Origin of the sequence: Caulobacter segnis (assembly GCF_003243465.1) — a bacterium.
Classification (GTDB): domain Bacteria; phylum Pseudomonadota; class Alphaproteobacteria; order Caulobacterales; family Caulobacteraceae; genus Caulobacter; species Caulobacter segnis_A.
Genome location: NZ_QFQZ01000072.1, coordinates 1 through 24868 on the forward strand (window position 1 = coordinate 1; position 24868 = coordinate 24868).

Consider the following 24868-nt stretch of genomic DNA (forward strand, 5'->3'; position numbering starts at 1 on the left):
CAGCCGTCACGATCGCCGGCCGGACGTCCCTTCCAAGCCATCGGGTGAGGACAAGTATGGGCGGGGTTTGAACGCGGATCACAGATCGGCGTGTAAAAGTGAGAAGTCTTTGAAATCGTTGAGTTCAATTCCGGATACGCGGATGATAGAGCGCCGCGAACGCTCTTACTTTTCCCTCTCCTCCCCCATCGGGGGAGGGGGACCGCCGAACGGCGGTGGAGGGGCCAGCCGCGCTGGCGACGCCCCCGCCAGGTCAGAAAATGCTCACCCCGCCGCCCACAGGATCTAGCCCCTCCACAAAGGGCCCCTCCACCAGCTTCGCTGGTCCCCCTCCCCCGGTGGGGGAGGAGAGATGGCTTTGCCGCCCCCCGTCCTACGCGACGGGAGCCATCCTTACATCTCACGGCGAGACGATCGCAGGGCTGTCCGCTGCAGCCTCCAAGAGATGTAAGGTTCGCTCCGACCTCGCGAGGTCGGCTTGCAACATCTAAGCACGCCTCTTGAAGAGGGAGCTCAGCGTCCCATCGCCTCGGCCGCCTCCAGGATGCTCATCTTCGGCGGGGCGACGGCGAAGCCTTGCATCTCCTTGACGAACAGGCCCGAGGCCGGGACCGCGAAGTGGGCCTGTAGGGCGGCCAGGTCCTGCCAGCGCTCGACGAACTGCAGGCGATCGGGATTGGCCGCGTCGATGAAGCAGTCGTGCGACAGGCATCCCGGCTCGCCGCGCGAGCGTTCGCAGTGCTCAAGGCCAACGGCGATCGCCGCCACGCGGTGTTCGGGGGCGACGAGAACCTCGCCGAGAACGATGATCATGGCCGGGACTCCTGCGTTGCCGTCGGCCCAGACTAGGGCGCGCCCGCGACCACGCCAGACCTCCGCGGGGGAAAGCCGCAGCGCGGATCCAGACGGACGAGACGCCTATCCCTCGGCCTCGTCCTTCTTCCGCTTGCCGGCCTTGACGATGACCTTGTCGATCCGCGAGCCGTCCATGTCGACGATCTCCAGGTCGAAGCCGCCGATGCTCAGGTGCTCGCCCTCGCTGGGGATGCGGCCCAGGCGGTCGAGGATCAGGCCGGCCACGGTGTGGTAGCCGCCGTCGGCCTCGAAGTTCTCGCCCAGGTGATCGTTCAGTTCCTGGATGTCGAGGCGGGCGTCGATCAGCCAGCTGCCGTCGTCGCGACGGATGATGCGGGTCTCGTCGTCGTCGTGATCCTCGGGGAAGTCGCCGGCGATCATTTCCAGAAGGTCCAGCGGCGTGATCGCGCCCTGCAGCGAGCCGAACTCGTCGACGACCAGGGCCATGTGCAGGCTGGTCTGCTTGAAGACCGCCAGAGCCTTCAGCAGCGACATCGTCTCGGGAATGGCGACCGGCTGCTGGACGTGGGCCTTCAGGTCGAGGGGCTCGTCGGCCAGGCAGGCGTCCAGCAGGTCCTTCTTCAGGACCACGCCGATGTCGCCGTCCAGGTCGTCCTCGGTGGCGACCAGGATGCGCGAGTGGGCGCTGGCGCGGATCTCCGACAGGATGGTCTGCGGATCGTCGGCCAGCGACACCCAGAAGAGGTCGCGGCGCGGGGTCATGGCCACGCGGACGGGGCGGTCGCCCAGGCGCAGGACCTCGTTGATCATCGCCCGCTCCTCGGGCTCGATCAGGCCGGCGTCGGCGCCCTCGGCGAGGACGGCCTCGACCTCCTCGGTGGTGACGCTGTTGTTGCGCTCGTCGCGCACGCCCATCAGGCGCAGGACGCCGGCGGTCGAGACGGTCAGCAGGGTCACGAACGGACGCAGCACCGTGGCCATCACGGCCAGGAACGGCGACATGCGGCGGGCGATGGCGTCGGGGAAGATCAGGGCCAGGCGCTTGGGCACCAGCTCGCCCAGGATCACCGAGACATAGGTCAGGCCGACGACGACGACGCCGGTGGCGATGGCCTCGGAGTACTTGGCCACGGCCGGCACGTTGTGCTCGACCCAGGTGTCCAGGGCCCCGGCGATGGTGGCCTGGCCATAGGCGCCGGCGAAGATGCCGATCAGGGTGATGCCGACCTGCACGGCCGACAGGAACCGCGTGGGGTGCTCGGCCATGTCGAGGGCCAGCTTGGCCCCCTTGTCGCCCCGCTCGGCGAAGCCTTGCAGGCGGGCCTTGCGGGCCGAGACAACGGCCAGTTCGGACATGGCGAAAACCCCGTTCAGCAGAACGAGGAGGAAGACGACGGCGAGCGCGACGAGGATCATGGCCCTTCAGGGTCGGGGACGCGTCGCCGGACGGCGACCGCGGCGGGGCGGCGAAAAGCGGCCCGGCTCGCTTACTATACAAAGAAAAACGCCGTGGCCCATAGGACCACGGCGTCGATCTGGCGTGAGTGTCTTCTAGCGCGCCGATTAGGCGGCCGGACGGCCCATCACGGTCTTGTTGTTGACGACACCCTTCTGGGCGTCGTGCTGGCCCGGAGGCAGCGGGATCAGACCACGGCCTTGCAGGTAGCCGCCACGGCCCGTCGCTGCGTCCGAGGTGAACTCCTTCAGGAATTCTTCCAGGCCCGGCGTGACGCCGATGTTGGCCTTCTTCACGTAGATGAACAGGGTGCGCGACAGCGGGTAGGAGCCGTCCGAGATGGTCTGGGCCGACGGACGCACGCCGTTGACGGTCGCGCCCTTGATCTTGTCCATGTTCTCTTCGAGGTAGGACCAGCCGAAGACGCCCAGCGAGCCGGGGGTCTTGGTCAGGGTGCCGACGATGGCGTTGTCGTTTTCGCCGGCGTCGATCCAGCCGTCGTTACGCAGCGGGTCGACCAGCGACTTGAACTTCTTTTCGTTGTCCGAGCGGATCGCGTCCAGGGTCGGGTACTTGCGGGCGCCGGCCTCGATGGCCAGTTCGACGAAGGCGTCGCGGGTGCCCGAGGTCGGCGGCGGGCCGTAGACCTGGATGCGGTTGCCCGGCAGGCCGCCGGCCACGTCGTCCCAGGTCTTGTGCGGGTTGGCGACGAACTGGCCGCCCTTCAGGACCGTCTTGGAGAGACCCATGTAGAGGTTCTCGGTCTTGAAGTTGTAGTCGGCGCCGTCCTTGTCGGTGGCGATCACGATGCCGTCGAAGCCGATCTTGATCTGGATGATGTCCTTGACGCCCTTGGCGGCGCAGGCGTCGAACTCGGCCTTCTTCATCGGACGCGAGGCGTTGGCGATGTCGGGGAAGCCTTCGCCCGTGCCCGAGCAGAACAGCTTGATGCCGCCGCCGGTGCCGAGGCTTTCGACCTTCGGAGCCTTCTTGCCGGACTTCTTGGCGAAGTTTTCGGCGGTGCGGGTGGCGAACGGGAACACGGTCGAGGAGCCGGCGGCCCAGACGTAGTCGCGGGCGGCGTGGGCGGGGGCGGCGGCCAGGCCCGACAGGGCCACGGCGGCGGCCGCGCAGGACATAAGCTTCTTCATGACGAACTCCTAGAGGAGAAGGGGGAGGGGCGAGCCGTCGCGCGGCCCGCCCGGAAGGGTGGCGACGCTTAGAAGTCGAGCTGGGCGCGCAGCTGGAACTGCTTGACGTCGAAGTCCTGGTTCGGGCCGTAGTTGTCGACCTTGCCGTCCGTGTAGTTCGCCTGGAAGCGGACGTACGACGTCGGGTAGTAGTTCACGCCCAAGGTCCAGCCGGTGTACTCGCCGGCTTGCGACGTGGCCGGCTTGACCTTCAGGGTCTTGTAGGCGTCGCGGGTGTCGGCCATGTCGTAACGCAGGGCCAGTTCCACGCCGCCGAAGCCGCCGGCCGTGACCGGGTTCAGGATCTTCGGACGCTTGAACTCACCGGCGGCCGCGTCGTAGTTGCGGGTCTCGCCCGTCGGCCAGAAGCTGACGAAGGCGTAGCCGACCTTGATCGTCGGATCGTCACCGGCCGTGCCCGCGCGGGTCACGTCGATGTTCGAATACTCACCCTGGACCGACAGCGAGCCGTGGACCCAGGCGCCTTCGACGGCGACGGTCTTGTCGCGGTTGCCGATGGCGCCGGTCGTGTAGAACGTGGCGTTGCTGTAGGCGGTGTTCGTGCGGCCGGTGTAGGCGAACAGGCCTTCGTCGCCGCGGTTGCGGTAACGATACGAGACGGCCAGGTGCAGCTTGTCGGCGTCGGTGTTCAGCAGCGCGTAGTGGCCGCGAGCGGTGACCGTCAGGCGCTCCTTGGAGTCGGCGCTGGCGTTGTTGACGTCGGTGCTGTTCAGGCTGGCGCCCTGGACGCCCAGCGACATCGAGTAGTTGTAGCCGCTGTACTTGCCGACCACGCCCAGCAGGTAGCTGTCGACGCCGAAGTCGCCGTACGGACCGCGGTCCATGAAGGTGGTGAAGCGGGTCGAGGTCAGGTTCTCGAGGCCGGCGACCTTGACGTTGCCGAACAGGATCGAGACCGGCTCGCTGGGCTTGTATTCGATGACCGCGTCATCCCAGCCCCACGAACCGCCGTTCACCGCGCCGCCTTCGAGCTTGTAGGCGAAGTAGCTGTTCAGCTTGCCTTCGACGCCGAGGAAGGCCTGGCGGCCGCGGGCGTTGCTGGTCTTGAAATCGCCGCCGGGGCCGTCGCGCTTGATGTCCTGGCCGACGTAGTCGAACAGGATCCGACCACGGACCTTGAACGCGGTGTCGTCGTTGCTGAACTGCGGAGCGCCGCTCCACTTGTAGCTCATGTCCTGGGCCTGGGCGGTCGCGCCCATGCCGATCGCGAGCGCGACGGCCAGCGCCGAACCGGCGACCAGCGAGGTCTTGATGCTCATCTGAGAATTCCCCTTGAAAGGCGCCCCTGTCCTCTCACCCATCGAGGTGGATCAGGTTGACGCCGGGCTTACCGGGGGTCCGTGACGCTTCCGCCACCGATTTGTGACAGCCGAGCGACAAGTGTTTTCAAGGCCTTAAGCTGTGGCGTTCCGGCAACAAGACTTCGCGGGAAACGTCCGCTCACCGACGGTTGGCGCGCAAACGAAAACGCCTCCCCCGCCGGATGGCGAGGGAGGCGCGGGAAGATTTGTCTCGAAAGACTACAGAAGCCGCGTACGGATGATCTGCGACAGCAGGTCGATCATCGACACCGCCACGACGATCACGAGGACAATGCAGCCGGTCTGGTCGAACTGGAAGGCGTTGATCGAGTCAAACAGGATCTGGCCGATGCCGCCGGCGCCGATGATGCCCAGCACGGTGGCCGCGCGGCTCGACGATTCGAAGCGGTAGAGGGCGTAGCTGGTCCACAGCGGAGCCACCTGCGGGATCACGCCCCAGATGATCTCCTGCAGCTTGACCGCGCCCGTCGCGCGCACGCCCTCGACCGGGCCCTTGTCGATCGACTCGACGGCTTCGGCGAACAGCTTGGCCAGCACGCCGCCGGTGTTGAACATGATCGACATGACGCCGGCGAAGGGGCCAAGGCCCACGGCGGTGATGAAGATCAGCGCCACGACGAGGTCGGGGATCGAGCGGATCAGGTCGAGCACCCGGCGCACCGGCTGCTGGATCCACACCGGCGCGATGTTGCGCGCGCCCAGGAGACCCAGCGGGATCGCCACGATGATCGCCAGAGCCGTGCCCCACAGCGCCATCTGGATGGTCTGCCACATCTTGCCGATGAACAGGCCCCAGTCCATCGACAGGAACAGGGCCGGGTCGGTGAACGGCTTGAAGAACAGCTTGGCGAAGTTGCCGGTCCGCTCGGTGTCGGTGAATAGCTGCGGGAACTTGTCGATCTCGGCCGGCTTGAAGCTGACGATCAGCAGCAGGATCACCCCGCCCCACAGCAGGGTGTCGAAGGCCAGGGCCGAGGCCGAGCGCTTGGGCGGCGCCGGGATGGTCGCGTCGCTCATGCCAGTCCTCAGTTCGCGGGCGTGGCGGCGAGGCCCGCCTTGCCTTCGGCGGCGACGCGTTCGGCCTTGATCTTGTCCAGCGCCTTCTGGGCGTCGGCGATCTTGGCCTGGTCGCCGGCCTCGCGGGCCAGGCCCAGCTGCTCGGTGGCCTCCATCTCGCGCACGACCAGGAGGTGCGAGTCGTCGGCCGGCTTGAAGCCGCCGATGCTGAGCTTCTTCAGGTAGCCGCGCTGCTGTTCAGCCTCGGGCGTATCGCCCTGGGCGTAGGTCAGGAAGAACTGGCGCAGCTTTTCCTTGATCGCGGGATCCAGGTCCTTGCGCCAGACGATCGGGTCCTCGGGCAGGGTCGGCGATTGCCAGATCACCCGGATCTTGTCGGTCACGCCCTCGCCGCGCGCCTTCGACAGGCCGATGGCGGTCGAGTTGTTGGTCGCCGCGTCCAGCTTGCCGTTGGCCACGGCGAACAGGTTGGCCTGGTGGTTGGCGCTGATCACGGTCTTGAAGCACTCTTCGGGCTTCTTGTTGGCCGGGATGAAGACGTAGGTCATCGGGGCCAGGGTGCCCGAGGTCGACTTCTTGTCGCCGATGCCGAAGTTCAGCGACTTGTCGCACTTCAGCAGGTCCTGGACCGACTGGATCTTGCTGCCCGCCGGGACGATGATCACCGACTTGTAGCCGTCGGTGCCCGACGGATCGAAGGTGCGGGCGAAGACTTCGCCGTTCGAGCGGCGCACGGCTTCCAGGCCCGACTGGTTCGAGAACCAGCCGAGATCCGTCTGCTTGGCGCCCATGGCCACGATCAGCGACGAATAGTTCGACGAGAAGAACGGCTTCACCTTGAGGCCGGTCTGCTTCTCCATGTCGGCCAGGATCGGCTTCCAGTAGCTCTCCATGTTCTGGGCCGACTCGGTCGAGAGGATCGAGAAGGTGACCGTGTCCTTGTCGGCGGGCGTCTGCGGAGCCTTGCCGCAGGAGGCCAGCGCCAGGGCGGACAAGCCGGCGGCGATCACGAGGGCCGAACGACGGTTGATCATTGCGGGGCTCCTTCCCAGAACACGTCCTCGAATTCCGGGCCGTAGATGTCGATGAGTTTTTCGCGGTTCAGGCCGGACGCCGGGCCGTCATAGACCTTCTTCCCAGCCTTCAGGGCCACGACCCGGTCGCAATAGCGCAGGGCGTAGTCCACCTGGTGCAGGGTTACGACGACCGTCAGGCCATCGGTTTGATTGAGATCACGCAGGATCTCCATGACCTTGCGGGCCGAGACCGGGTCCAGCGAGGCCACCGGCTCGTCGGCCAGGATGATCTTGGCCTTCTGGACCAGGGCCCGGGCGATGGCGCCGCGCTGCTGCTGGCCGCCCGACAGGGTGTTGGCGCGCTGGGCGGCATAGTCGGCGACGCCAACGCGAGCGAGGGCCGCCATGGCCGCCTCGCGCGTCTCCCTGGGCCACTGGCCAAACAGGCCGCGCAGCAGCGGGATGCGCCCGAGCGAACCGAGGGCCACATTGCTGAACAGGGATAGGCGGCCGACCAGATTGAACTGCTGGGCGATGAAGCCGATGCGGATGCGCGCCTGGCGCACCTCGCCCGACACCTTGCCCTTGGCCTGGACCGGGCCGCCGAAGGCCGAGATGGCTCCCTCCCCCTCGTCGATGGTCTGCAGACCGTCGATCGAGCGCAGCAGCGTGGATTTGCCCGAGCCCGACGGGCCGATGAGCGCGATCATCTCGCCCCGATTCACATCGAGGGAGACGGCGTCCAGCGCGCGACGGGACCCGAAGGTCTTGGAGGCGGCGCGGATCGAGAGAACAGGGTCCGACGTCATGGTCGGGGCGAATCCTTAACGTGGTTTCACAGCTTGGGAAATGCGATCAACCGTTTGGGGCAGGTTCGCAATGGATTTGTGACAGGCCGAGCCCCGAAGCGCGTTCGAACGCCGCTGACCGGCCGCGCTTAAGGGGCGCAATTTTCCACGCTGGAGCCGTTTCCGGCTGCGAACTAGCCCCCGTCCTCGCCCCACGCGGCCAGGTGGAACAATTCGTCCCAAACGGAGCCGCAAAAGGGTCTTTACATCCCGGATCAATGCCCCTATTTCGCACGGCTCCGGCGGACCCGAAGTCCTCTAAACGCTGCTAACGCCGGCCTGGGTTTAACTTCCAACAGGGGGTTACGTGAATTGCGCACGTACCATTCGCCCCTGGACCTGGTCCGTGAGCGGTCACCGGAACGTCCCGTCGCACTCGTGCGGCCTGACGCGGTTTCCGTAGCTGCGCGCTGGTTCCAGTCCGAATTTAAAGGCGACGTCTTCTACGCGGTGAAGGCCAATCCTTCGCCGTGGGTGATCCGTGAGCTGGCTCAGGCCGGCGTGCGGTCCTTCGACGTCGCGTCGCTGAACGAAATCGAACTCGTGGCCGCCGAGGCCCCGGGCTCGCGCATGGCCTTCATGCACCCGGTCAAGAGCCGGGCGGCGATCGCCGCCGCCTATTTCGACCACGGCGTGAAGACCTTCTCGTTCGACACCCACGAAGAGCTGGCCAAGATCCTGGACTCCACGGGCAACGCCAAGGACCTGAACCTGATCGTCCGCATGGGCGTCCAGGCCGAGGGCGCGGCCTACAGCCTGTCGGGCAAGTTCGGCGTCGAGATGCACAACGCCCCGGCCCTGCTGCTGGCCGCCCGTCGCGCCACCCAGGACCTGATGGGCGTCAGCTTCCACGTCGGCAGCCAGTGCATGCGCCCGACGGCGTTCCAGGCGGCGATGGCCCAGGCCTCCCGCGCCCTGGTGCGCGCCGGCGTGCTGGCCGATGTCGTCGACGTCGGCGGCGGCTTCCCGTCGATCTATCCGGGCATGGTCCCGCCGGATCTCTCCGAGTATCTGGCGGCCATCGACCGCGGCTTCGCCGAGATGATGGTCCATGAGACCACCGAGCTCTGGTGCGAGCCGGGCCGCGCCCTGGTCGCCGAGGCCTCGTCGCTGCTGGTCAAGGTCGAGCTGAAGAAGGGCGACGCGCTCTATCTGAACGACGGGTCGTACGGCTCGCTGTTCGACGCCGCGCACATGAAGTGGCCCTTCCCGGTGAAGCTGTACCGCAAGAACGGCGAAGTGGTGGAAGAGGGCCTCAAGCCCTTCCGCTTCTACGGCCCGACCTGCGACAGCGTCGACCACATGCCCGGCCCCTTCTACCTGCCGGAAAGCGTCGACGAGGGCGACTATATCGAGATCGGCATGCTCGGCGCCTATGGCGTGGCGATGAACACCCGCTTCAACGGCTTCGGAGAGACCGACACCGCGGAAGTCCAAGACGCGCCGATGGCCTCGATGTACGGCCTGGCCAAGCGCTCGATCCCGGTCGTTCGTCAGGAGACGGAAGAACGCAAGATCGTCCGCTTCTCGCGTCCCAAGGGCTCGGCCGGCAAGCGCAAGCGCCGTCGCTGAGCCGATCGGACAAGACCCTCAAGGGACCGGGTTCGCCCGGTCCCTTTTTTCGTTGAGCGCCAGGTCGACGCGACCGGGCTAGACACCCCCTGGTAGAGTTTGCAAAACCGCCTCTCCCGCGTTTCGAAAGGCTCTTGCGTGCGCTCACTCATCAGGGTTTGGACACTGGCCATCCTGGTCTGTGTCGGTCTGGGGCTGGCGTCCGCGCGCGGCTCCCTGGACCAGGGCGCCGGATGGACGCACAGCTACAGCTACAACACCGTCTGGATCGCCGAGTTCAACGCCGCCCTGCGCGAGGGCCACTTCCCGCCGCGCTGGCTGGCGGGCGCGATGGCGGGATTCGGCGCCTCGTCGTTCTACTTCTACCCGCCGCTGGCCTTCTACGCCGCGGCCCTGGTCGGGGCGGTGCTGCCCGAGGGCGCGCACCCGGGCCTGATCCTGGCCTGGCTGGACGCGTTGACGATCACCGCCTCGGGCCTGGCCATGTTCGCCTGGCTGCGGCCGAAGACGGGGCCGTGGACCGCCCTCGCCGCGGCCGCGCTCTACATGCTCGCGCCCTATCACCAGCTCTGCGTCTTCGTGCGCGGCGCCCTGGGCGAGACCGTGGCCTATATCGTCCTGCCGCTGCTGGCCGCCAGCCTGGAGCGCGCCGTCCGCTCGTGGCGCTGGACCCCGGCGCTGGCGGTGTCCTACGCCGCCCTCGTCCTGTCGCATCCGATCATCGCCATGCTGGCGACGGTGGGCGTGCTGCCGGCCTATGCGCTCTATCTCGTCTGGTCGGCGCCGGCCGAGGCGCGGCTGATGGTCGTGGTTCGGGGCGCGGCCGGGGCGGCGCTCGGCCTCGCCCTCGCGGCCTTCTACCTGGGTCCGGCCACGCTGCTGCAGTCGGCGTCGACCATGGACCATATGTGGGGCACCGCCGCCACCGATCCCTATAACTGGTCGCTGCTCAGGCCCGACCTGTGGCCGCAGAAGCCGTTCTCGACCTCGATGGCGTTCCTCGGCTGGGGCATGGGGGCCCTCGCCCTGGCCGCCCTGGTCGCCGCCCTCGCCGTCCGCCGCGAGGCCCGGTCCGGCGAGGCGATCGCCTGGGCCGCCGCGGCCCTGGGCGGCGTTGCGCTGTACGCCATTCCCTGGATCTGGCACTCGCCCCTGGCCGTGATCCTGAACAAGGCGCAGTTCCCGTATCGCGTCCTGGTCGCCGTGGACTTCGCGGCCGTCGCCGCGGTCGCCCTGGCCTTCGCCCACGGCCGCCGCTGGATCCTGCCGCCCCTGGCCGCCGTCGTCGCCGCGCCGCTGCTGTGGCAAGGCTTCATGCTGACCCAGTCCGCCTATGTCTTCCACTTCGCGGCGCCCGGCTTCGCCGATCCGGAGACGGGCAGGCGGCTGGCGGCCCTGCGCGCGCCGGACGAGCATTTCCCCGCCGCGCTGAACTTCTATGATCCGCGCCTGAACGCCGACTATCCCGGCCTGTCGGGCCTGAAGGACATTCCGCTGGCCGCGCCGGTCGACAGCGGCGCCAAGGTGACGGCGGCCAGCACCTTCCCGGACGGCACGGTGGCCATCGCGGTCGAGGCCGAGCGGCCGACGCGCATCGTGCTGGGCAAGTTCTATTTCCCCACCTGGGAGGTGGGGCGCGTGCAGCGCGGGCGCGATCCGGTCGTCGCCTCGACGGCCTATGGATCCCTCGCCCAGCTGTCGTTCGTGGCCGAGCCGGGCCAGCACACCTATCGCGCCCGCATCGTCCGAAGCGGGGCCGAAAAGGCCAGCGACCTTGTGTCGCTGCTGGCTCTGGCCGTTGTTCTGGGCCTGTTTGCGCCGTCGCTCACGGAAAGACTTAAAAAACTTCGCAAAGCCGCTATATAGCCGCCTCCATTGACGAAACCCTCTCGCCGGTCGCTCCGTCCCGGCGGGTTCTCGGGTCACGACGGGCGCTCACCCTCAGAGGACCCTCTGTCATGAACGCTCCCGTTCCGAACACCAAGGCCGAACTCCTTCAGACCGTCGTCGAGCACGTCGACATCACGTCCTTCGACGCGCGTCCGATCATCGACTCGATGCGCAAGATGTCGTTCAGCTCGCGCGACACCGCCCGCGCGGCCGACATCTTCAACATGGCCCTGGCCGACAAGGGCTGCTCGACCTGGCTGATCCTGGCCGGTTCGACCTCGGCCGGCGGCTGCATGCACGTCTACCGCGACATGGTGAAGAACGGCATGATCGACGCCGTGGTCGCCACCGGCGCCAGCATCGTCGACATGGACTTCTTCGAAGCCCTCGGCTTCAAGCACTACCAGGCCGCGGGCCCGGTAGACGACAACGTGCTGCGCGACAACTACATCGACCGCATCTACGACACCTATATCGACGAGGAAGAGCTCCAGAACTGCGATCACACGATCCTGGAGATCTGCAACCAGCTGGAGCCGCGCGCCTATTCGTCGCGCGAGTTCATCTGGGAGATGGGCAAGTGGCTGTCGGAAGGCAACGCCAAGAAGCCGGGCTCGCTGATCCAGACGGCCTATGAGGAAGGCGTGCCGATCTTCTGCCCGGCCTTCGTCGACAGCTCGGCCGGCTTTGGCCTGGTCAAGCACCAGAAGGAAAAGATCGCCGCCAAGCAGCCCTACCTGATGATCGACGCGGTCGCCGACTTCCGTGAACTGACGGACGTCAAGATCGCGGCCGGCACCACGGGCCTGTTCATGGTCGGCGGCGGCGTGCCCAAGAACTTCGCCCAGGACACCGTCGTCTGCGCCGAGATCCTCGGCGTCGAGGCCGACATGCACAAGTACGCCATCCAGATCACGGTCGCCGACGTGCGCGACGGCGCCTGCTCGTCGTCGACGCTGAAGGAAGCCGCCTCGTGGGGCAAGGTCTCGACCACCTACGAGCAGATGGTGTTCGCCGAGGCCACCACCGTGGTTCCGCTGATCGCCAGCGACGCCTACTGGCGCAAGGCCTGGGACGGCCGTGAAAAGCCGCGCTGGAACAAGCTGTTCGGCAAGTAAGCTTGCTCAGCATCCGCTGAGAATGCAGGGTCCCCGGAAGCGATTCCGGGGACCTTTTTCATGCGCGCATTGGCCGTCGTCGCCGTTCTGGCCCTGTCGGGCTGCGCCACCCTGAGCGGCGATGCGGGAACCTATCCGCGCTACCTGCCCAAGAGCGCGTTCGACGCCCGCGACCACGTCCCGCCGCCGCCCGCCAAGGGCTCGCCCCAGGCGGAGAAGGACCGGCAGATCTTCCTGGCCACCCGCGCCCTGAAGGACACCCCGCGCTGGTCCCTGGCCCAGGCCGACAACGCCGAGGAGAAGATCCTCGACGCCTACGCCTGCGCGCTCGGCTACACCCCCACCCGCGAGACCAATCCCAAGCTGGCGGCCATGCTGATGCGCATGAGCCGCGACGTGCGCTCGGCGGTGGCGGGGCCCAAGCTGAAGTACCGCCGCCCCCGCCCCTACCTGTCGGAAGACGCGCCGATCTGCATCAAGCCGAGCCTCGGCTTCCGCTTCTCGCCGGACTATCCGTCGGGCCACGCCACCTGGGGCTGGACGGTCGGGCTGCTGCTGGCCGAGGTCGCGCCGGATCGCTCGAACGCCATCCTGGCCCGCGCCCGCGGCTACGGCGAGAGCCGGGTGATCTGCGGCGTCCACAACGCCAGCTCCGTCGCGGCCGGCCAGCGCAACGCCGAGAGCCTGTTCGCCGCGCTGTGGAGCTCCGACGCCTTCACGGCCGACCTCGCCGCGGTCCGCGCCGAGTCCGACGAAGCCCGCGCCAAGGCCGCGCCGCTTGATGCGGCCCGCTGCACCGCCGAGGCCAATCTGGTCGGCGCGCCGCTGTTCTGAACCGGCGCGTCACAAGGCCAAGGTTGCGCGGGGGCGTCCGGCCCTCTACCTCTTGGCCATGGCCCACGGCGCTTCCTGCGGACACGATCACGATCATCACGGCGTCGCCGGCGCGGCGCTGGCGGCCGAGCTCGCCGCCGCCGAGGCCCGCTGCGCCGCCGCCGACCAGCGCCTGACCGCCCCGCGCCGCCGCGTGCTGGAGCTGCTGCTGGAAGCCGGCCAGCCGGTGAAGGCCTATGACCTGATCTCGACTTTCGGGGGCTCGGGCCCGCCCGCCAAGCCGCCGACCGTCTATCGCGCGCTCGACTTCCTGGAGAAGCAGGGCTTCGCCCACCGGATCGAGAGCCTCAACGCCTATGTCGCCTGCCGCAAGGAGGCCGACGGCCACGCCGCCGCCTTCCTGATCTGCGACTGCTGCGGGGCGACGCGCGAGATCGAGCCCAAGGCCAGCGCCGAGATCATCGCCGCCGGCGCCGCGGCCGGCTACGCCCTGACCGGCGTGACCATCGAGGCCCACGGCCTGTGCGCGGCCTGTAAAGACGCGTAGCGGAACATCCGCGCCCGCCTCCTGTTGTTCTTGGGCACCAAGGAGAACGGCATGGCCGAGCAACCCAACACCGACGGCCGCAAGGCCAACGAAGCCGAGTCGCTGGGCGACTTCACCGCCCTGGGCGGCAAGGACAGCGTCCAGAAGACCGGCGAGGAATCCCGCAAGCGCGCCGGTCCCGACGGCCCGGACGCGACCGAGGTCGGGAACACCTTCAAGGGCCCGGCCGGCGATCCGGCCGAGGGCAAGCGCTGAGCCCCTCTAGCCAAGCTCGCCGCAGCCGCTAGACTCGAACGACCGTTCAACGCCGTTCGAGTTTCGCCGCCATGACGACCGCAGAGCCGCTTCCTGGCGTCGAGATCTGGCCCCCTTCCTGTCTTCAAGGAGCCGCGCCATGACGGCCGCTGAGGGTCTCCCTGGCGTCGAGATCTGGCGCGGCGGGGTCAACACCTGGGACTGCGACGAGATGGGGCACATGAACGTGCGCCACTACGTGGTCCGCGCCCAGGAAGGGCTGATCGGCCTCGCCGCCGAGTTGGGCCTGCCCCACGCCTTCTCCCCCCACGCCAACGCCACCCTGCTGGTCAAGGAGCACCACATCCGCTTTCTGCGCGAGGCCCACGCCGGCGCGCCGCTCACCATGCTGGGCGGGGTGATCGAGATGGGCGAGACCGAGGCGCGGCTGCTGCAGCTGTTGATCCATCCGGCGTCCGGCGAACTGGCGGCCACCTTCCAGACCACCGTCGTCCACGCCACCCCGCGCGAGGGCCAGCCGTTCCCCTGGCCGAAGATCGCCCGCGGGCGCGCCCAGGCCCTGATGGTCGAGGTTCCGGAGAAGGCGCGAGCGCGCAGCGTCGACCTGTCGCCGTTCACCCCGACGGCCAGCCTTGCCCGCGCCGACGCCCTGAAGCTTTCCCGCATCGGCCTGGGCGGCCTGCTGCCGAGCGATTGCGACGTTTACGGACGAATGCGGGCCGAGCAGTTCATCGGCCGGGTGTCGGACGGCATCGGCGCCTTCATTCACCCGTTCCGCGACGTGGTCGTCGAGCACGCCGAGCACAGGCCCGCCCGGATGGGCGGGGCTGTGCTTGAGTACCGGATCGCCTATCTGGCCTGGCCGACGATCGGCGACCGGATCGATATCCGCTCGGGCCTGCTCGGAACCGACGCCCGGACCATGCGGGTGGTTCACTGGATGCTGGATCCCGCCACCGGCCAGCCCTGGGGGACCTCGGAGGCGGTGGCCATCACCTTCGACCTCGACGCCCGCAAGGTGGTGCCCATCAGCGACCCCGCCCGCGCGGCGCTGGCGCGGCATGAAGTCGAGGGGCTGGCGCTCTAGCCGGTCGCCATCTCGAACAGGGCGTCGCGGACGAGGTCCGGCCGCTCCATCGGCAGGAAGTGGCTGGCGCCCGCGACGGTCTCGATCGCGACCCGCCGGCCGCGCGGCGGAAAGCCGGGACCGGCGCGGAAGGTCGAGTGCGTCTCGGCCTTAAAGACGCGGACCGGCGCCCTCACCTGACGGACCGCCCGCCAGGGGTCGTGGCCCTGGGCCGCGTAGTTCGAGGCCTCCCAGGCCGGGGCGCAGGCCAGTTCGACCTTGCCGTCCGGCTGCTCGACGAACCCGCCGGCGACATAGTCGGCCAGCATGGTCTCGGGCCAGGTCCTGAAAGCGCCGCGGCCCTTGTAGGCGGCGAAGGCGGCCTCGCGGCTGTCGAACACCGACCGTCTGCGGAGGGCGGACTGGACCATCGGCATCCGCTTCCACAGCCCGCGCGCGGCCCAAGGCGCCTTGGCGTAGAGCACCGCGAGCCAGGGCATGATCACGGGGTCGAGCAGGAGGAGACCCTTGACCCGCTCCGGCCGCTCGGCGGCGGCCAGCAGGCTGACCGTGCCGCCCATCGAGTGGCCGGCCAGCACCACGGGCGGGCCGCCCAGGGCGTCGAGCAGGCTGACAAGATCGTCCCGCAGGTCCTGCCACGACCGCCGCCCCTCCGGATCGGCCGGCAGGGTCGTGGCCCCATGGCCGCGCTGGTCGATCGCCAGGATCCGCAGGCTCGCGGCCAGGGGCGAAAGCAGCGTTCGATAGGTTTGGGCGTTGAAACCGTTGGCGTGGACGAAGACGATGTCGATCGGCCGATCGGTGGGCCCAAACTCCAGGCCGGCTATCTCGCCGCCGGCGATCGGCGTGGCGCGCTTGCGCGGTTCGCGAAAGACGGCCGCGTCCATCGGCGGGCTCCTGTGATCGACACGTCTAAGGTAGGCTCACGAGCGGCGCGCGTCCATGGAGGGACGACAGATGAACAGACTGGCGACCATCGGCTACGAGACCGACACGCAAGGCGGGATGATCCAGCGCCTCAAGGCCGCCGACGTGGAGCTCGTGATCGACGTCCGCGCGGTGGCCAGCTCCCGCAAGGCCGGCTTCTCCAAGACCCTGCTGGGAAACAGCCTGAACGCGGAAGGCGTCGGCTATCTGCACATGCGCGCCCTGGGCACGCCCAAGCCCGGCCGCGACGCCGCCCGCGCCGGCCGCACCGACGAGATGCGAGCGATCTTCAACGCCCACCTCGAGGAGCCGGAGGCGGTGCTGGCCCTCGCCCAGGCCACCGAACTGGCCAGGGACAAGCGTATCGCTCTGCTCTGCTACGAGGACGATCCCAACTGCTGCCACCGCCAGATCGTCGCCGACCGCATCCGCGCGGTCCTGAAGTGCGAGGTCGTGGATCTCTGAAGGCTCTTCCGTAGGGTCATCGTTGTCCCCGCCTCGCGCCCGGCCGATAGTCGGGCAAACACAGAGGGAGGCGGTCATGAGCGGCCAGGCGGACTACAGCTGTTTCAAGGTCGAGATCGAGGCCGGCGTCGCGCACATTCAGCTCAAGCGCCCGGAGGCCATGAACACCATGACCCGGCCGTTCTGGAACGAGCTGCCGGCCATCGTCCGCGACATCGACGACAACGCCCGCGCCCGCTGCATCGTCATCTCCTCGACCGGCAAGCACTTCAGCGCCGGCATGGACCTGTCGGTCTTCACTGACGACGAGGGCGTCACCGCCCGCCAGGACGCCGACCGCTGGGTGGCGGCCGAGAGCTTCCGCCGCTTCGTCCATCACCTGCAGGAGACCTTCGCCTGCCTGGACAAGGCGCGGATGCCGGTGATCGTCGCCATCCAGGGCGGCTGCATCGGCGGGGCGGTCGATTTCGTCAGCGCCTGCGACATCCGCTACGCCACGACCGACGCCTTCTTCTCGATCCAGGAGATCAATATCGGCATGACCGCCGACGTCGGCACCTTCCCGCGCCTGTGCAAGCTGATCCCCGAAGGCTGGGTGCGCGAGCTGGCCTATACCGGCCGCCGCCTGCCGGCCGCCAAGGCGCGCGACATCGGCCTGGTCAACGCGCTCTTCGACACCCACGAGGCCCTGGTGGACCATGCCCTGGCGACCGCCCGCGAGATCGCCGAGAAGTCGCCCCTGGCCGTGGCCGGCAGCAAGGTGATGATCAACTACGCCCGCGACCACTCGATCGCCGACGGCCTCGACTACATCGCCACCTGGCAGACGGGCATGTTCAGCGGCCCGCACATGGCCGAGGCGTTCGCGGCCAAGGCGCAGAAGCGGGACGCGGTGTATCCGGACCTGCTGCCGCTCAAGAAGAAGATGTGAGCGCTATGAAATCACGCTTCTAGATCGAGGCGGACATTGGCGCGCGGCAAGAGCCGCGGGCCGCCGCTGAGATCAACTTGCGGTTTACAAGACCGACATACTGGTCAAACTCTTCCGCTATCGAGAACCGGGAGGGCGAGATGTGGAAGGTGCTGCTGACGGCGGGCGCGATCGCTTCCCTTTGGTTGGCGACACCGGCCGCGGCTGACGACAAGCCCGACCTCGCCAGATTCGGGGCCCTGCCCAACATCGAGGACGTGCAGATCTCGCCGGACGGCTCGAAGCTGGCGGTGATCACCACGGACGGCGAGCAGCGCTTCCTGACCATCCGCAAGACCGAGGGCGGCGGCCTGGCGGGCATCGCCGTGGGCGACAAGAAGCTGCGCAGCGTCACCTGGGCGGGCGAGAACAACGTCATCCTGGTCTCGTCCGTCGCCAGCGAGGGCGCGGCCTTCAAAGGCCCAGCCCGCGAATACTTCCTGGCCTCGAACTTCGACGTTCGGGAGAACGTGCAGAAGCCCCTGCTATCGGGGGTCAAGGACACCTTGAACATCGTGGTGGGGCCGCCGCAGGTTCGCATGATCAAGGGCGACCCCATCGTCTTCCTCGAGGGCGTCCACATGATGCGCGGCGTCGGAACCGACACCCTGTTCCGTCTCAATCTGCGCACCAACGCCCTCAAGATGCTGGACAATGGCGTGCGCTACGGCACCGACGGCTGGCTTGTCGACGCGGCCGGCGAGCCGGTTGCGCAATCCATGTATGACGACCAAACGGGTCGCTGGAGCCTGCTGATGAAGGTCGGCTCCACATGGAAGACCATCGACAAGGCCGATGCGCCGATGGGCTCTTACGGGCTGGCCGGCTTCGGTCGCGACGGCAAGTCGGTGCTGGTCCGCCGCGGCTATGGCGAGGACGCCCTGCGTGAGTATCGCCCCGACGGCCAGCATGAGACCCTGCCCGACGACATGGTCTTCGACGGCCTGCTGCACGACCCCCAGACCCTGAAGCTGGTCGGTGGCTATCGGCTGGAGCGCGGCGAGATAACCTACGACTTCTTCGCCCCGACGCTGCAGTCGGCCTGGTGGTCGGCGGTCAAGCCGTTCAGGGACGCCCGCGTCACCCTGCACTCGGCGTCCCAGGGCTGGCGGCGGCTGGTGTTGCGGGTCGACTCGCCCGCCGAAGGGCCATCGTTCGCGCTGGTCGACCTGAACACCCGCCGCGGCTGGGTGCTGGGTCCCGCCTATAAAGGTATCGACGCCACGACCGTCTCTCCTGTCCAGACGATCAGCTACAAGGCCGCCGACGGCCTGACGATTACCGGTTATCTGACCCTGCCGCGCGGCCGCGAAGCCAGGAACCTGCCGCTCATCGTGCTGCCGCACGGCGGACCGGAGGGCCGCGCCACGCCCGGCTATGACTGGTGGAGCCAGGCCCTGGCCTCCCGCGGCTATGCCGTGCTGCAGCCGAACTTCCGAGGCTCGCAGGGCTTCGGCGAGGATTTCATCAAGGCCGGCTTCGGCGAGTGGGGCCGCAAGATGCAGACGGACCTGTCGGACGGCGTCCGCGAGCTGGCCCGACAGGGAATTGTCGACCCCAAGCGCGTCTGCATCATGGGCGCTTCCTATGGCGGCTATGCGGCCCTGGCCGGCGCGACCCTGGATCGCGGGACCTATCGCTGCGCGGTGTCCGTGGCCGGACCGTCCGACCTCAACGTCGTACGGCGCACCGTCCTCCGGCCCGGCCGCATCTGCATGCGGGGCGATGGCGTCGGGGAGCAGGTATCGACGGCCGCCCCGATCGACCCGGTCTGGGAAGGTCCGACAGCGAGAGACGGAAGTAACCGAGGCGCATTACAATGCGCCCGGGAAGGCACCGGGCCGTCCAATCCTGGCCGGATGCTGGCCATCGACGAGAACGATCCGCGCCGGACGACCTCGATGCGCTACTGGCTGCGCTTCATGGGCGACGAGCGCAAGCAAGCCGACCTGAAAGCGATCTCGCCAGTCCAGTTGGCCGATAAGGCCGACATTCCGATTCTGCTGATCCACGGCGAGGACGACACCATCGTGCCCTTCGAGCAGAGCCAGGCCATGGCCGACGCGCTGAAGAAGGCCGGCAAGCCCGTCGCCCTGGTGCCGCTGAAAGGCGAGGACCACTGGCTATCGCGCGGGACCACGCGCCTGCAGATGCTGACCGAAGCCGTCGCCTTCGTCGAAAAATACAATCCGCCGAGTTGATCGGGTTGCGAGGGCGCGATCAGCGCGGGATGACGGGCGCTCACGGGCCTCAAGTCCGCCTTCCGCCCTACCGTCAGGTCGACAAAGGCCGGCGCCAAAATGGTGCAGGCGGACGAAGCTCCCCTTCCGGACCGGGCTAAGCCGTCCCCACCCGCGGCGCCGGGCCCCGCCTCTCCCGCCGGGAGAGGGGCACAACCGCGTCAGCCCGCGTAGGTGAACGCCATCGGCGTATCCGCCGCCGGCAGGCAGCTGCGGTCCACCGGCTTGGTCGGGTCCTGGAAGAAGCCCCGGATCATCTTGCGCACGCAGGGGCTGCTGCGCGAGACGCCGTGGGTGGCGTTGGTGACGATCACGACCTGCGAGCCTTCGTAGCCCTTGGACGCGGCCTTGGTCAGTTCCGGCGGGCAGCCGGGGTCGATCTCGGCGGCCAGGAACAGGGTCGGGATGGCGGTCTTGACCGGGGCCTGCTCGACCTTGGAGATCGGACCCACGTCGATGGCGCCGCAGACGTCATGGATGCGCTGCATCGAGACGACCATCAGGCGGGCGACGGGGTCCTTCTCGGTCCCATCGGCGACGGCGGCGCGGCTCTCGAACGGGATCTCCTCCTTGCACAGGTGGGTCATGAACTGGCCCTCGCTGTAGTAGTCGCGGCTCTCGACGAAGTCCTGGACCGGCGAGACGTCGCCCTGGATGATCTTCCACAGGTCGCGCGGCAGCACGCCCGCGGTGAAGTAGCTGGCGTCCATCAGATAGCCGCCCAGGTCGTCGGCCGTGTAGGTCTTGCCGTTAATGGTCTGGGGGCCGGCCAGCCAGCGCTCGGCGACGACGGCCAGCTTGGCCTTCAGGTCGGGATAGCGCTTGGCGCACTCGGCGACGAGCGCGCACTTGGCCATGACGATGTCGATCGAGTTGGAGACCATGGCCGGCCCGCCGACCGTCCAGTCGGCTTCCGGCGGCCAGGGCGAATCCTGGACCACCGCCCGCACGCCCTGGGCCGCGTGGGTCTGGATCGCCGCCTCGATGCGCGTGCCGTACGAGCCGCCGAACAGGTCGATCATCGGCAGCTTCAGCACCTGGCGCAGGTCCTGGACGTCCTTGGCCACCTCGACGGCGTTGTAGCGCGACAGGTTCACGCCCTGGGCCTGGAAGGCCTTCATGCAGGCGACGATGCCGTCCTTGTCCTTCTCGGACGGCGGCCCGGCGTCGGTCAGGTTGGTCCCGGGGCAGTTCAGGTTCGGGTTCGAGAGGCCGCCGCCGCGCTGGTCCATGAAGATCCAGTCCTGGTCGATGGCGACGAATTCGCGCTGGGCCTTGCTCTTGAGCAGGCGCGGCAGGCCCGCCAGGGCCGAGCCGCCGGGGCCGCCGTGCAGATAGACGACCGGCGGCAGGCCGGGCCTGGGGGCCGAGGCCTTGACGATGGCGATCGCCACGCTGATCCGCCGGCTCTTGGGATCGCCGCGCGTTTCGTCGACGATCAGGTTTCCGCACTGGACCTTGAGGTCGACGCCCTTGTAGTCGCCGGCGCAGGCCGTGGGCTTGAACTGCGGCGCGGCCGCGTGGGCCACGCCGGCCGCGCCGAAAGAGGCGGCGGTCAGGGTCAGAGCGCCCAGGGCGGCGGCGGTCAGGGACTTGGGCGACATCGGAAACTCCAGCGTTCGGCCCATCAACACCAAGGCTGACGCTCGCCGCAAGAGGCTGAAGCGACCGCGGGCGCGTGAGGCCGAACGTGGGAACCGGTTTCGGCTGACCTCACGCTCTACGTCTCTGACTCAGAGCCAGCCCTTGCGCTTGAAGACCAGCAGCGGCACGCCGGCGGCGATGAACATCAGGGTGATGGCCATCGGATAGCCTTCCATCCAGCGCAGCTCGGGCATGTGCTCGAAGTTCATGCCGTAGATCCCGGCGATCAGGGTCGGCGGCAGGAAGACCACCGAGAACACCGAGAACACCTTGAAGATCGAGTTCTGCTCGATGTTGATCAGCCCCAGGGCCGCGTCGAGCAGGAAGGTGATGTTGCTGGCCAGGTAGCTGGAATGGTCGGTGATCGACTGGACGTCGCGCTGCAGCGATTTCAGGTGATCGCGCAGCTCGCGCTCGCCGTCGAACTGTTCGGCCAGGGCCGCGAAGCTGAGCAGGCGGGCCAGGCTGACCAGGCTGTCGCGAGCCTTGGAATTGATGTTCTGGTCGCGGCCCAGACTTTTGAGGATCTTCTCGAACTCCGCGCCGCGCGGGCGGCCGAAGATGGTCCGCGACTGCAGCTCGACGTCGGCGGCCGTGCGCTCAAGGATGTCGGCGGTGCGGTCGATCACCGCGTCCAGCAGGCCCAGGAAGGTTTGCGGGCCGTTGGGGCAGAGGCTGGGCTGGCGCTCGGCCTGGGCCGCAAACGCCGAGAAGGCCCGCGGTTCGACATAGCGGATGGTGACCAGGCGATTGCCCGCCAGCACGAAGGTCACGGGCGCGGAGGTCGGCAGGTCGCCGTCGGCGTTGACCAGCACGGTGGCGGTCATGAACGTGCCGCCGTCCTCCTGGTACAGACGCGAGGAGGCCTCGATCTCGGCCATTTCCTCGCGGGTGGGCAGCAAGAGGCCGATCGACTGCTCGACGGCGACTTCCTCGGCGCGGGTGGGGTCGACCAGCTCGATCCAGACGGCGTCGTCGGGCACGCGCCAGTCGGGCGACAGGCCGCCGGCCTCGAAGCCCGGAGCGCCGTGACGGAGGATTCTCAGCATGGACGCCGCCCTTCAAGCCCGCCGTCAGGGCAGGCTCGCCCCTTGAAGACGCAGGCTTGCGGCGTGGTCGCGAGGACGGTGACGCAAGGCGCTGCGGGTCGGGTGTGCCCCGCCCCGCGCTTCAGGTCAACGCGGCGCGTTCGGCTTGTTGGAGTCGTTGGACGAAGCGCCGCCACCGGTGGCGGCCTCGATCAGGGCGGCGATACGATCGGTCGAATCGGCGGCCTGGCTGATGATATCCAGCGGCGAGGCGCGAACCGAAGACGCCACCTGGTTGGCGGCCTGCTTGGCGGCCGACACGACGGCGTTCTGGGCCATGGCGATCTTGCTGGTGGCCATGGCGATCTTCATCGCCTGGGCGTCCTGGTAGATGAAGCCGTTGGTCGGATAGACCGTGTTGCCGAGGTCGCGGATCGGGTCGTACCAGACCTTGACCTGGCTCCAGTCGCCGTTGGGCGAGACGTCGACGACGGTGACGTCCTTTTCGATCTGGCCGCGATCGCCCTCGATGATCGACCAGTTGGCGTGGGTGACCTGGATGACCCGGTCGGTGAGCACCTGGCTCACGAAAGCGACGTGGCCCAGGTTCATGCGGGCGGTCGGCTTGAAGGAAAGAACCGAGCCGATCTTCGGCACGGCGCCGGTCTCGTACTTGCCGGCGGCTTGCGACCACCACGTACGGGCGTCGCCGAAAAGCTGGATGCCGGACATCAGGCGCGCGAACGGAACGCACTGCCAGTAGCCGTCGGCGGTTGCCGCCGCCGGCGCCAGGCTGATCATGGCGGCAGCGGCCAGGGAACCCAGAAGGGCCCTCGTCCGTTTCGTCATGCTGTGGGTACTCCCCCGCGTCACTGGGTTAAGGGATAACCTTCCCACGGACGTGTGAAAAGAGTCTTTATGTCGCAGCCGTCATCTGCGAGCCCCGCCATTTCCCGCGCCGCCGAAAAGACGCCGTTCGCCCGCCCCCGCCTCCGCATCGACATGGCGTTCAGGCGCGCCAACATCCCGCACGTGATCGAAATCAAGATCTGCGGTGAGCATTCGGGGTCGACTTCCAGGCTATTGAGCCCGGCTCGGACGGTGTCTTTTCAGCCAAGCGAAACTAGGCGCGGACATCTAAAAGGCGGCCAACTCATCTCATGGGCGCGCGGTTTCATCTTGCGCTGACCTGAAGACTCGTCCGGCGAAAATCGGCAGTAAAACCGCAGCCCCAACGCGGAAAAAACCACGTTGATCAATTCCTCGCCCCTGCTGCGCGCGAACCCGTCAAAGGGCGGCGAATCGGCGGGTCGCGGGACGCCGCGCGGCCCCGCTTTTTAACCGCCGCCCCTCGACAAGAACGCCGTTCGCTCCCATCTGTGAACGTCATGCGGTTTCGCGCGGGGAGGCGCGGCGCCCAAAATCCTCAGTGGGGACTGATGAACGAAATACTTAGCCTGCTCGCCGACCCAGCCGCCTGGGCCGCGTTGGTCACGCTTGTCGTCATGGAGATTGTCCTCGGTATCGACAATCTCGTCTTCATTTCCATTCTCTCCAACAAGCTTCCGCCCGAGCACCGCCAGAAGGTCCGGCGGATCGGCATCTCCCTGGCGCTGATCATGCGCCTCGTCTTGCTGTCGACCATCGCCTTCATCGTCGGCCTGACCGCCCCGGTCTTCGACCTCGGCATCGCCGGACCGGTCGGATCGCACGGCGAACCGGGCTTCGAGACCGCGTTCTCTTGGCGCGACCTGATCCTGATCGCCGGCGGCGCCTTCCTGATCTGGAAGGCGACCAAGGAGATCCACCACACCGTGGATCCCGGAAAGAGCCACGACATCCTGGAGAAGGACAAGAGCGCCGTCGTCATCTCCAACGTCGGCTCGGCGATCTTCCAGATCATCCTGCTGGACCTGGTGTTCTCGATCGACTCGATCCTGACCGCCGTCGGCATGACCGATCACCTGCCGATCATGGTCGTCGCGGTGCTGGTCGCCGTCACGGTGATGCTGCTGGCCGCAGATCCGCTGGCCAACTTCATCAACGCCAACCCGACCGTGGTGATGCTGGCCCTGGGCTTCCTGCTGATGATCGGCACGGTCCTGATCGCCGAAGGCTTCGGCGCCCACGTGCCCAAGGGCTACATCTACACCGCCATGGCCTTCTCGGCCGGTGTCGAAGGCCTGAACATGCTGGCCCGCAAGCGCGAGGCCAAGAAAAGCGGATAGGCGGGACGCGCCGCCTACTTCCGGCGTTGGGCGCGTGATAGTCGAGCGCATCGGCTGTCACGCTTCCCAAGGCCCAGATGACGTCCCAGACCTTCACCGACACCGAGCGCCGAACCACCCTGGCGGCGCTGATGATCGTGTTCCTGCTCAGCGCCCTGGACCAGACGATCGTCTCCACGGCCATGCCGCGGATCATCTCCGAGCTGAACGGCCTCAACCTCTATTCCTGGGTGACGACGGCCTATCTGCTGACCTCGACGGTGATGGTGCCGATCTGGGGCAAGCTCGGCGACATCTATGGCCGCAAGCCGGTGCTGATCGTCGGCATATCGATCTTCCTGGCCGGCTCCCTGCTGTCGGGAATCTCGGGCGAGTTC

The 24868-nt window shown here is 67.7% G+C and carries 23 protein-coding genes and 1 pseudogene; 12 read left to right on the forward strand and 12 right to left on the reverse strand.

The features are described 5' to 3' along the window. Positions 1-173: 173 nt before the first annotated feature. The 8 genes and pseudogenes from DI526_RS18235 to phnC all read right to left on the reverse strand — a co-directional run. Positions 174-257 (reverse strand): annotated as a pseudogene (locus DI526_RS18235) (hypothetical protein); the annotation flags it as partial. 256 nt (positions 258-513) lie between these two features. Beyond that, positions 514-813, reverse strand: coding sequence for a putative quinol monooxygenase (locus DI526_RS18240; protein WP_304280957.1), 300 nt, complete (start codon positions 811-813; stop codon positions 514-516). Positions 814-918: 105 nt separating this feature from the next. After that, positions 919-2232 carry a hemolysin family protein gene (locus DI526_RS18245; protein WP_304280959.1) on the reverse strand — a complete coding sequence of 438 codons (1314 nt, stop codon included), beginning with the start codon at positions 2230-2232 and terminating at the stop codon, positions 919-921. 147 nt (positions 2233-2379) lie between these two features. Further along, positions 2380-3423: a substrate-binding domain-containing protein gene (locus DI526_RS18250; RefSeq protein WP_304280961.1), complete on the reverse strand. Its 1044-nt coding sequence runs from the start codon at positions 3421-3423 to the stop codon at positions 2380-2382. Between the two features lie 68 nt (positions 3424-3491). Then, a complete protein-coding gene (locus DI526_RS18255) occupies positions 3492-4742 on the reverse strand; it encodes an OprO/OprP family phosphate-selective porin (protein ID WP_304280963.1) in 1251 nt (416 codons plus the stop codon). 261 nt (positions 4743-5003) lie between these two features. Beyond that, positions 5004-5822: a phosphonate ABC transporter, permease protein PhnE gene (phnE, locus tag DI526_RS18260; protein ID WP_304280964.1), complete on the reverse strand. Its 819-nt coding sequence runs from the start codon at positions 5820-5822 to the stop codon at positions 5004-5006. 8 nt (positions 5823-5830) lie between these two features. Then, positions 5831-6856, reverse strand: coding sequence for a phosphate/phosphite/phosphonate ABC transporter substrate-binding protein (gene phnD, locus DI526_RS18265; protein ID WP_304280966.1), 1026 nt, complete (start codon positions 6854-6856; stop codon positions 5831-5833). Next, complete coding sequence (gene phnC / locus DI526_RS18270; RefSeq protein ID WP_304280968.1) at positions 6853-7647, reverse strand: phosphonate ABC transporter ATP-binding protein; 795 nt, start codon at positions 7645-7647, stop codon at positions 6853-6855. The genes phnD and phnC overlap by 4 nt, the downstream gene beginning before the upstream one ends. Before the next feature lie 351 nt (positions 7648-7998). Between phnC and DI526_RS18275 the strand changes: the two genes are divergently transcribed. The 7 genes from DI526_RS18275 (at position 7999) to DI526_RS18305 (ending at position 14989) form a co-directional block, all read left to right on the forward strand. After that, complete coding sequence (locus tag DI526_RS18275) at positions 7999-9258, forward strand: type III PLP-dependent enzyme (RefSeq protein WP_304280970.1); 1260 nt, start codon at positions 7999-8001, stop codon at positions 9256-9258. A gap of 138 nt (positions 9259-9396) precedes the next feature. Next, on the forward strand, positions 9397-11124 hold the full coding sequence (locus tag DI526_RS18280) for a hypothetical protein (RefSeq protein ID WP_304280972.1): 1728 nt from the start codon (positions 9397-9399) through the stop codon (positions 11122-11124). Positions 11125-11216: 92 nt separating this feature from the next. Beyond that, positions 11217-12266, forward strand: a complete 1050-nt coding sequence (locus tag DI526_RS18285) for a deoxyhypusine synthase (protein ID WP_304280973.1) — start codon at positions 11217-11219, stop codon at positions 12264-12266. A 60-nt stretch (positions 12267-12326) separates the two neighbouring features. After that, positions 12327-13100 carry a phosphatase PAP2 family protein gene (locus tag DI526_RS18290; protein WP_304280975.1) on the forward strand — a complete coding sequence of 258 codons (774 nt, stop codon included), beginning with the start codon at positions 12327-12329 and terminating at the stop codon, positions 13098-13100. A 58-nt stretch (positions 13101-13158) separates the two neighbouring features. Beyond that, positions 13159-13647, forward strand: coding sequence for a Fur family transcriptional regulator (locus tag DI526_RS18295; protein WP_304280977.1), 489 nt, complete (start codon positions 13159-13161; stop codon positions 13645-13647). Positions 13648-13698: 51 nt separating this feature from the next. After that, positions 13699-13902: a hypothetical protein gene (locus tag DI526_RS18300; protein WP_304280979.1), complete on the forward strand. Its 204-nt coding sequence runs from the start codon at positions 13699-13701 to the stop codon at positions 13900-13902. 139 nt (positions 13903-14041) lie between these two features. Continuing rightward, on the forward strand, positions 14042-14989 hold the full coding sequence (locus DI526_RS18305; RefSeq protein ID WP_304280981.1) for a thioesterase family protein: 948 nt from the start codon (positions 14042-14044) through the stop codon (positions 14987-14989). On the opposite strand, the gene DI526_RS18310 is transcribed toward DI526_RS18305, so the two are convergent. Further along, positions 14986-15876, reverse strand: a complete 891-nt coding sequence (locus DI526_RS18310) for an alpha/beta fold hydrolase (protein WP_304280983.1) — start codon at positions 15874-15876, stop codon at positions 14986-14988. The genes DI526_RS18305 and DI526_RS18310 overlap by 4 nt on opposite strands. 70 nt (positions 15877-15946) lie before the next feature. On the opposite strand from DI526_RS18310, the gene DI526_RS18315 reads away from it, so the two are divergent. From DI526_RS18315 to DI526_RS18325, 3 genes are all read left to right on the forward strand, one after another. Then, positions 15947-16381 (forward strand): DUF488 family protein, encoded by a 435-nt coding sequence (locus DI526_RS18315; RefSeq protein WP_304280984.1) that lies wholly within the window; start codon positions 15947-15949, stop codon positions 16379-16381. A 76-nt stretch (positions 16382-16457) separates the two neighbouring features. Further along, positions 16458-17312 (forward strand): crotonase/enoyl-CoA hydratase family protein, encoded by an 855-nt coding sequence (locus tag DI526_RS18320; protein WP_304280986.1) that lies wholly within the window; start codon positions 16458-16460, stop codon positions 17310-17312. 140 nt (positions 17313-17452) lie between these two features. After that, entirely contained in the window at positions 17453-19552 is a 2100-nt protein-coding gene (locus DI526_RS18325) for a S9 family peptidase (protein WP_304280987.1), read from the forward strand. A gap of 200 nt (positions 19553-19752) precedes the next feature. On the opposite strand, the gene DI526_RS18330 is transcribed toward DI526_RS18325, so the two are convergent. From DI526_RS18330 to DI526_RS18340, 3 genes are all read right to left on the reverse strand, one after another. Next, on the reverse strand, positions 19753-21195 hold the full coding sequence (locus tag DI526_RS18330; protein ID WP_304280989.1) for an alpha/beta hydrolase: 1443 nt from the start codon (positions 21193-21195) through the stop codon (positions 19753-19755). Positions 21196-21324: 129 nt separating this feature from the next. Further along, a complete protein-coding gene (locus DI526_RS18335; RefSeq protein ID WP_304280990.1) occupies positions 21325-22284 on the reverse strand; it encodes a magnesium transporter CorA family protein in 960 nt (319 codons plus the stop codon). A 126-nt stretch (positions 22285-22410) separates the two neighbouring features. Next, positions 22411-23112, reverse strand: a complete 702-nt coding sequence (locus tag DI526_RS18340; RefSeq protein ID WP_304280992.1) for a CHAP domain-containing protein — start codon at positions 23110-23112, stop codon at positions 22411-22413. Between the two features lie 590 nt (positions 23113-23702). Here DI526_RS18340 and DI526_RS18345 point away from each other — a divergent pair. Continuing rightward, the gene (locus DI526_RS18345) at positions 23703-24491 is read left to right on the forward strand and encodes a TerC family protein (protein WP_304280994.1); all 789 of its coding nucleotides are present in this window, start codon (positions 23703-23705) and stop codon (positions 24489-24491) included. Positions 24492-24568: 77 nt separating this feature from the next. Then, positions 24569-24868: MFS transporter (locus DI526_RS18350; protein ID WP_304280996.1), on the forward strand; the 300-nt coding region annotated here is incomplete at its 3' end.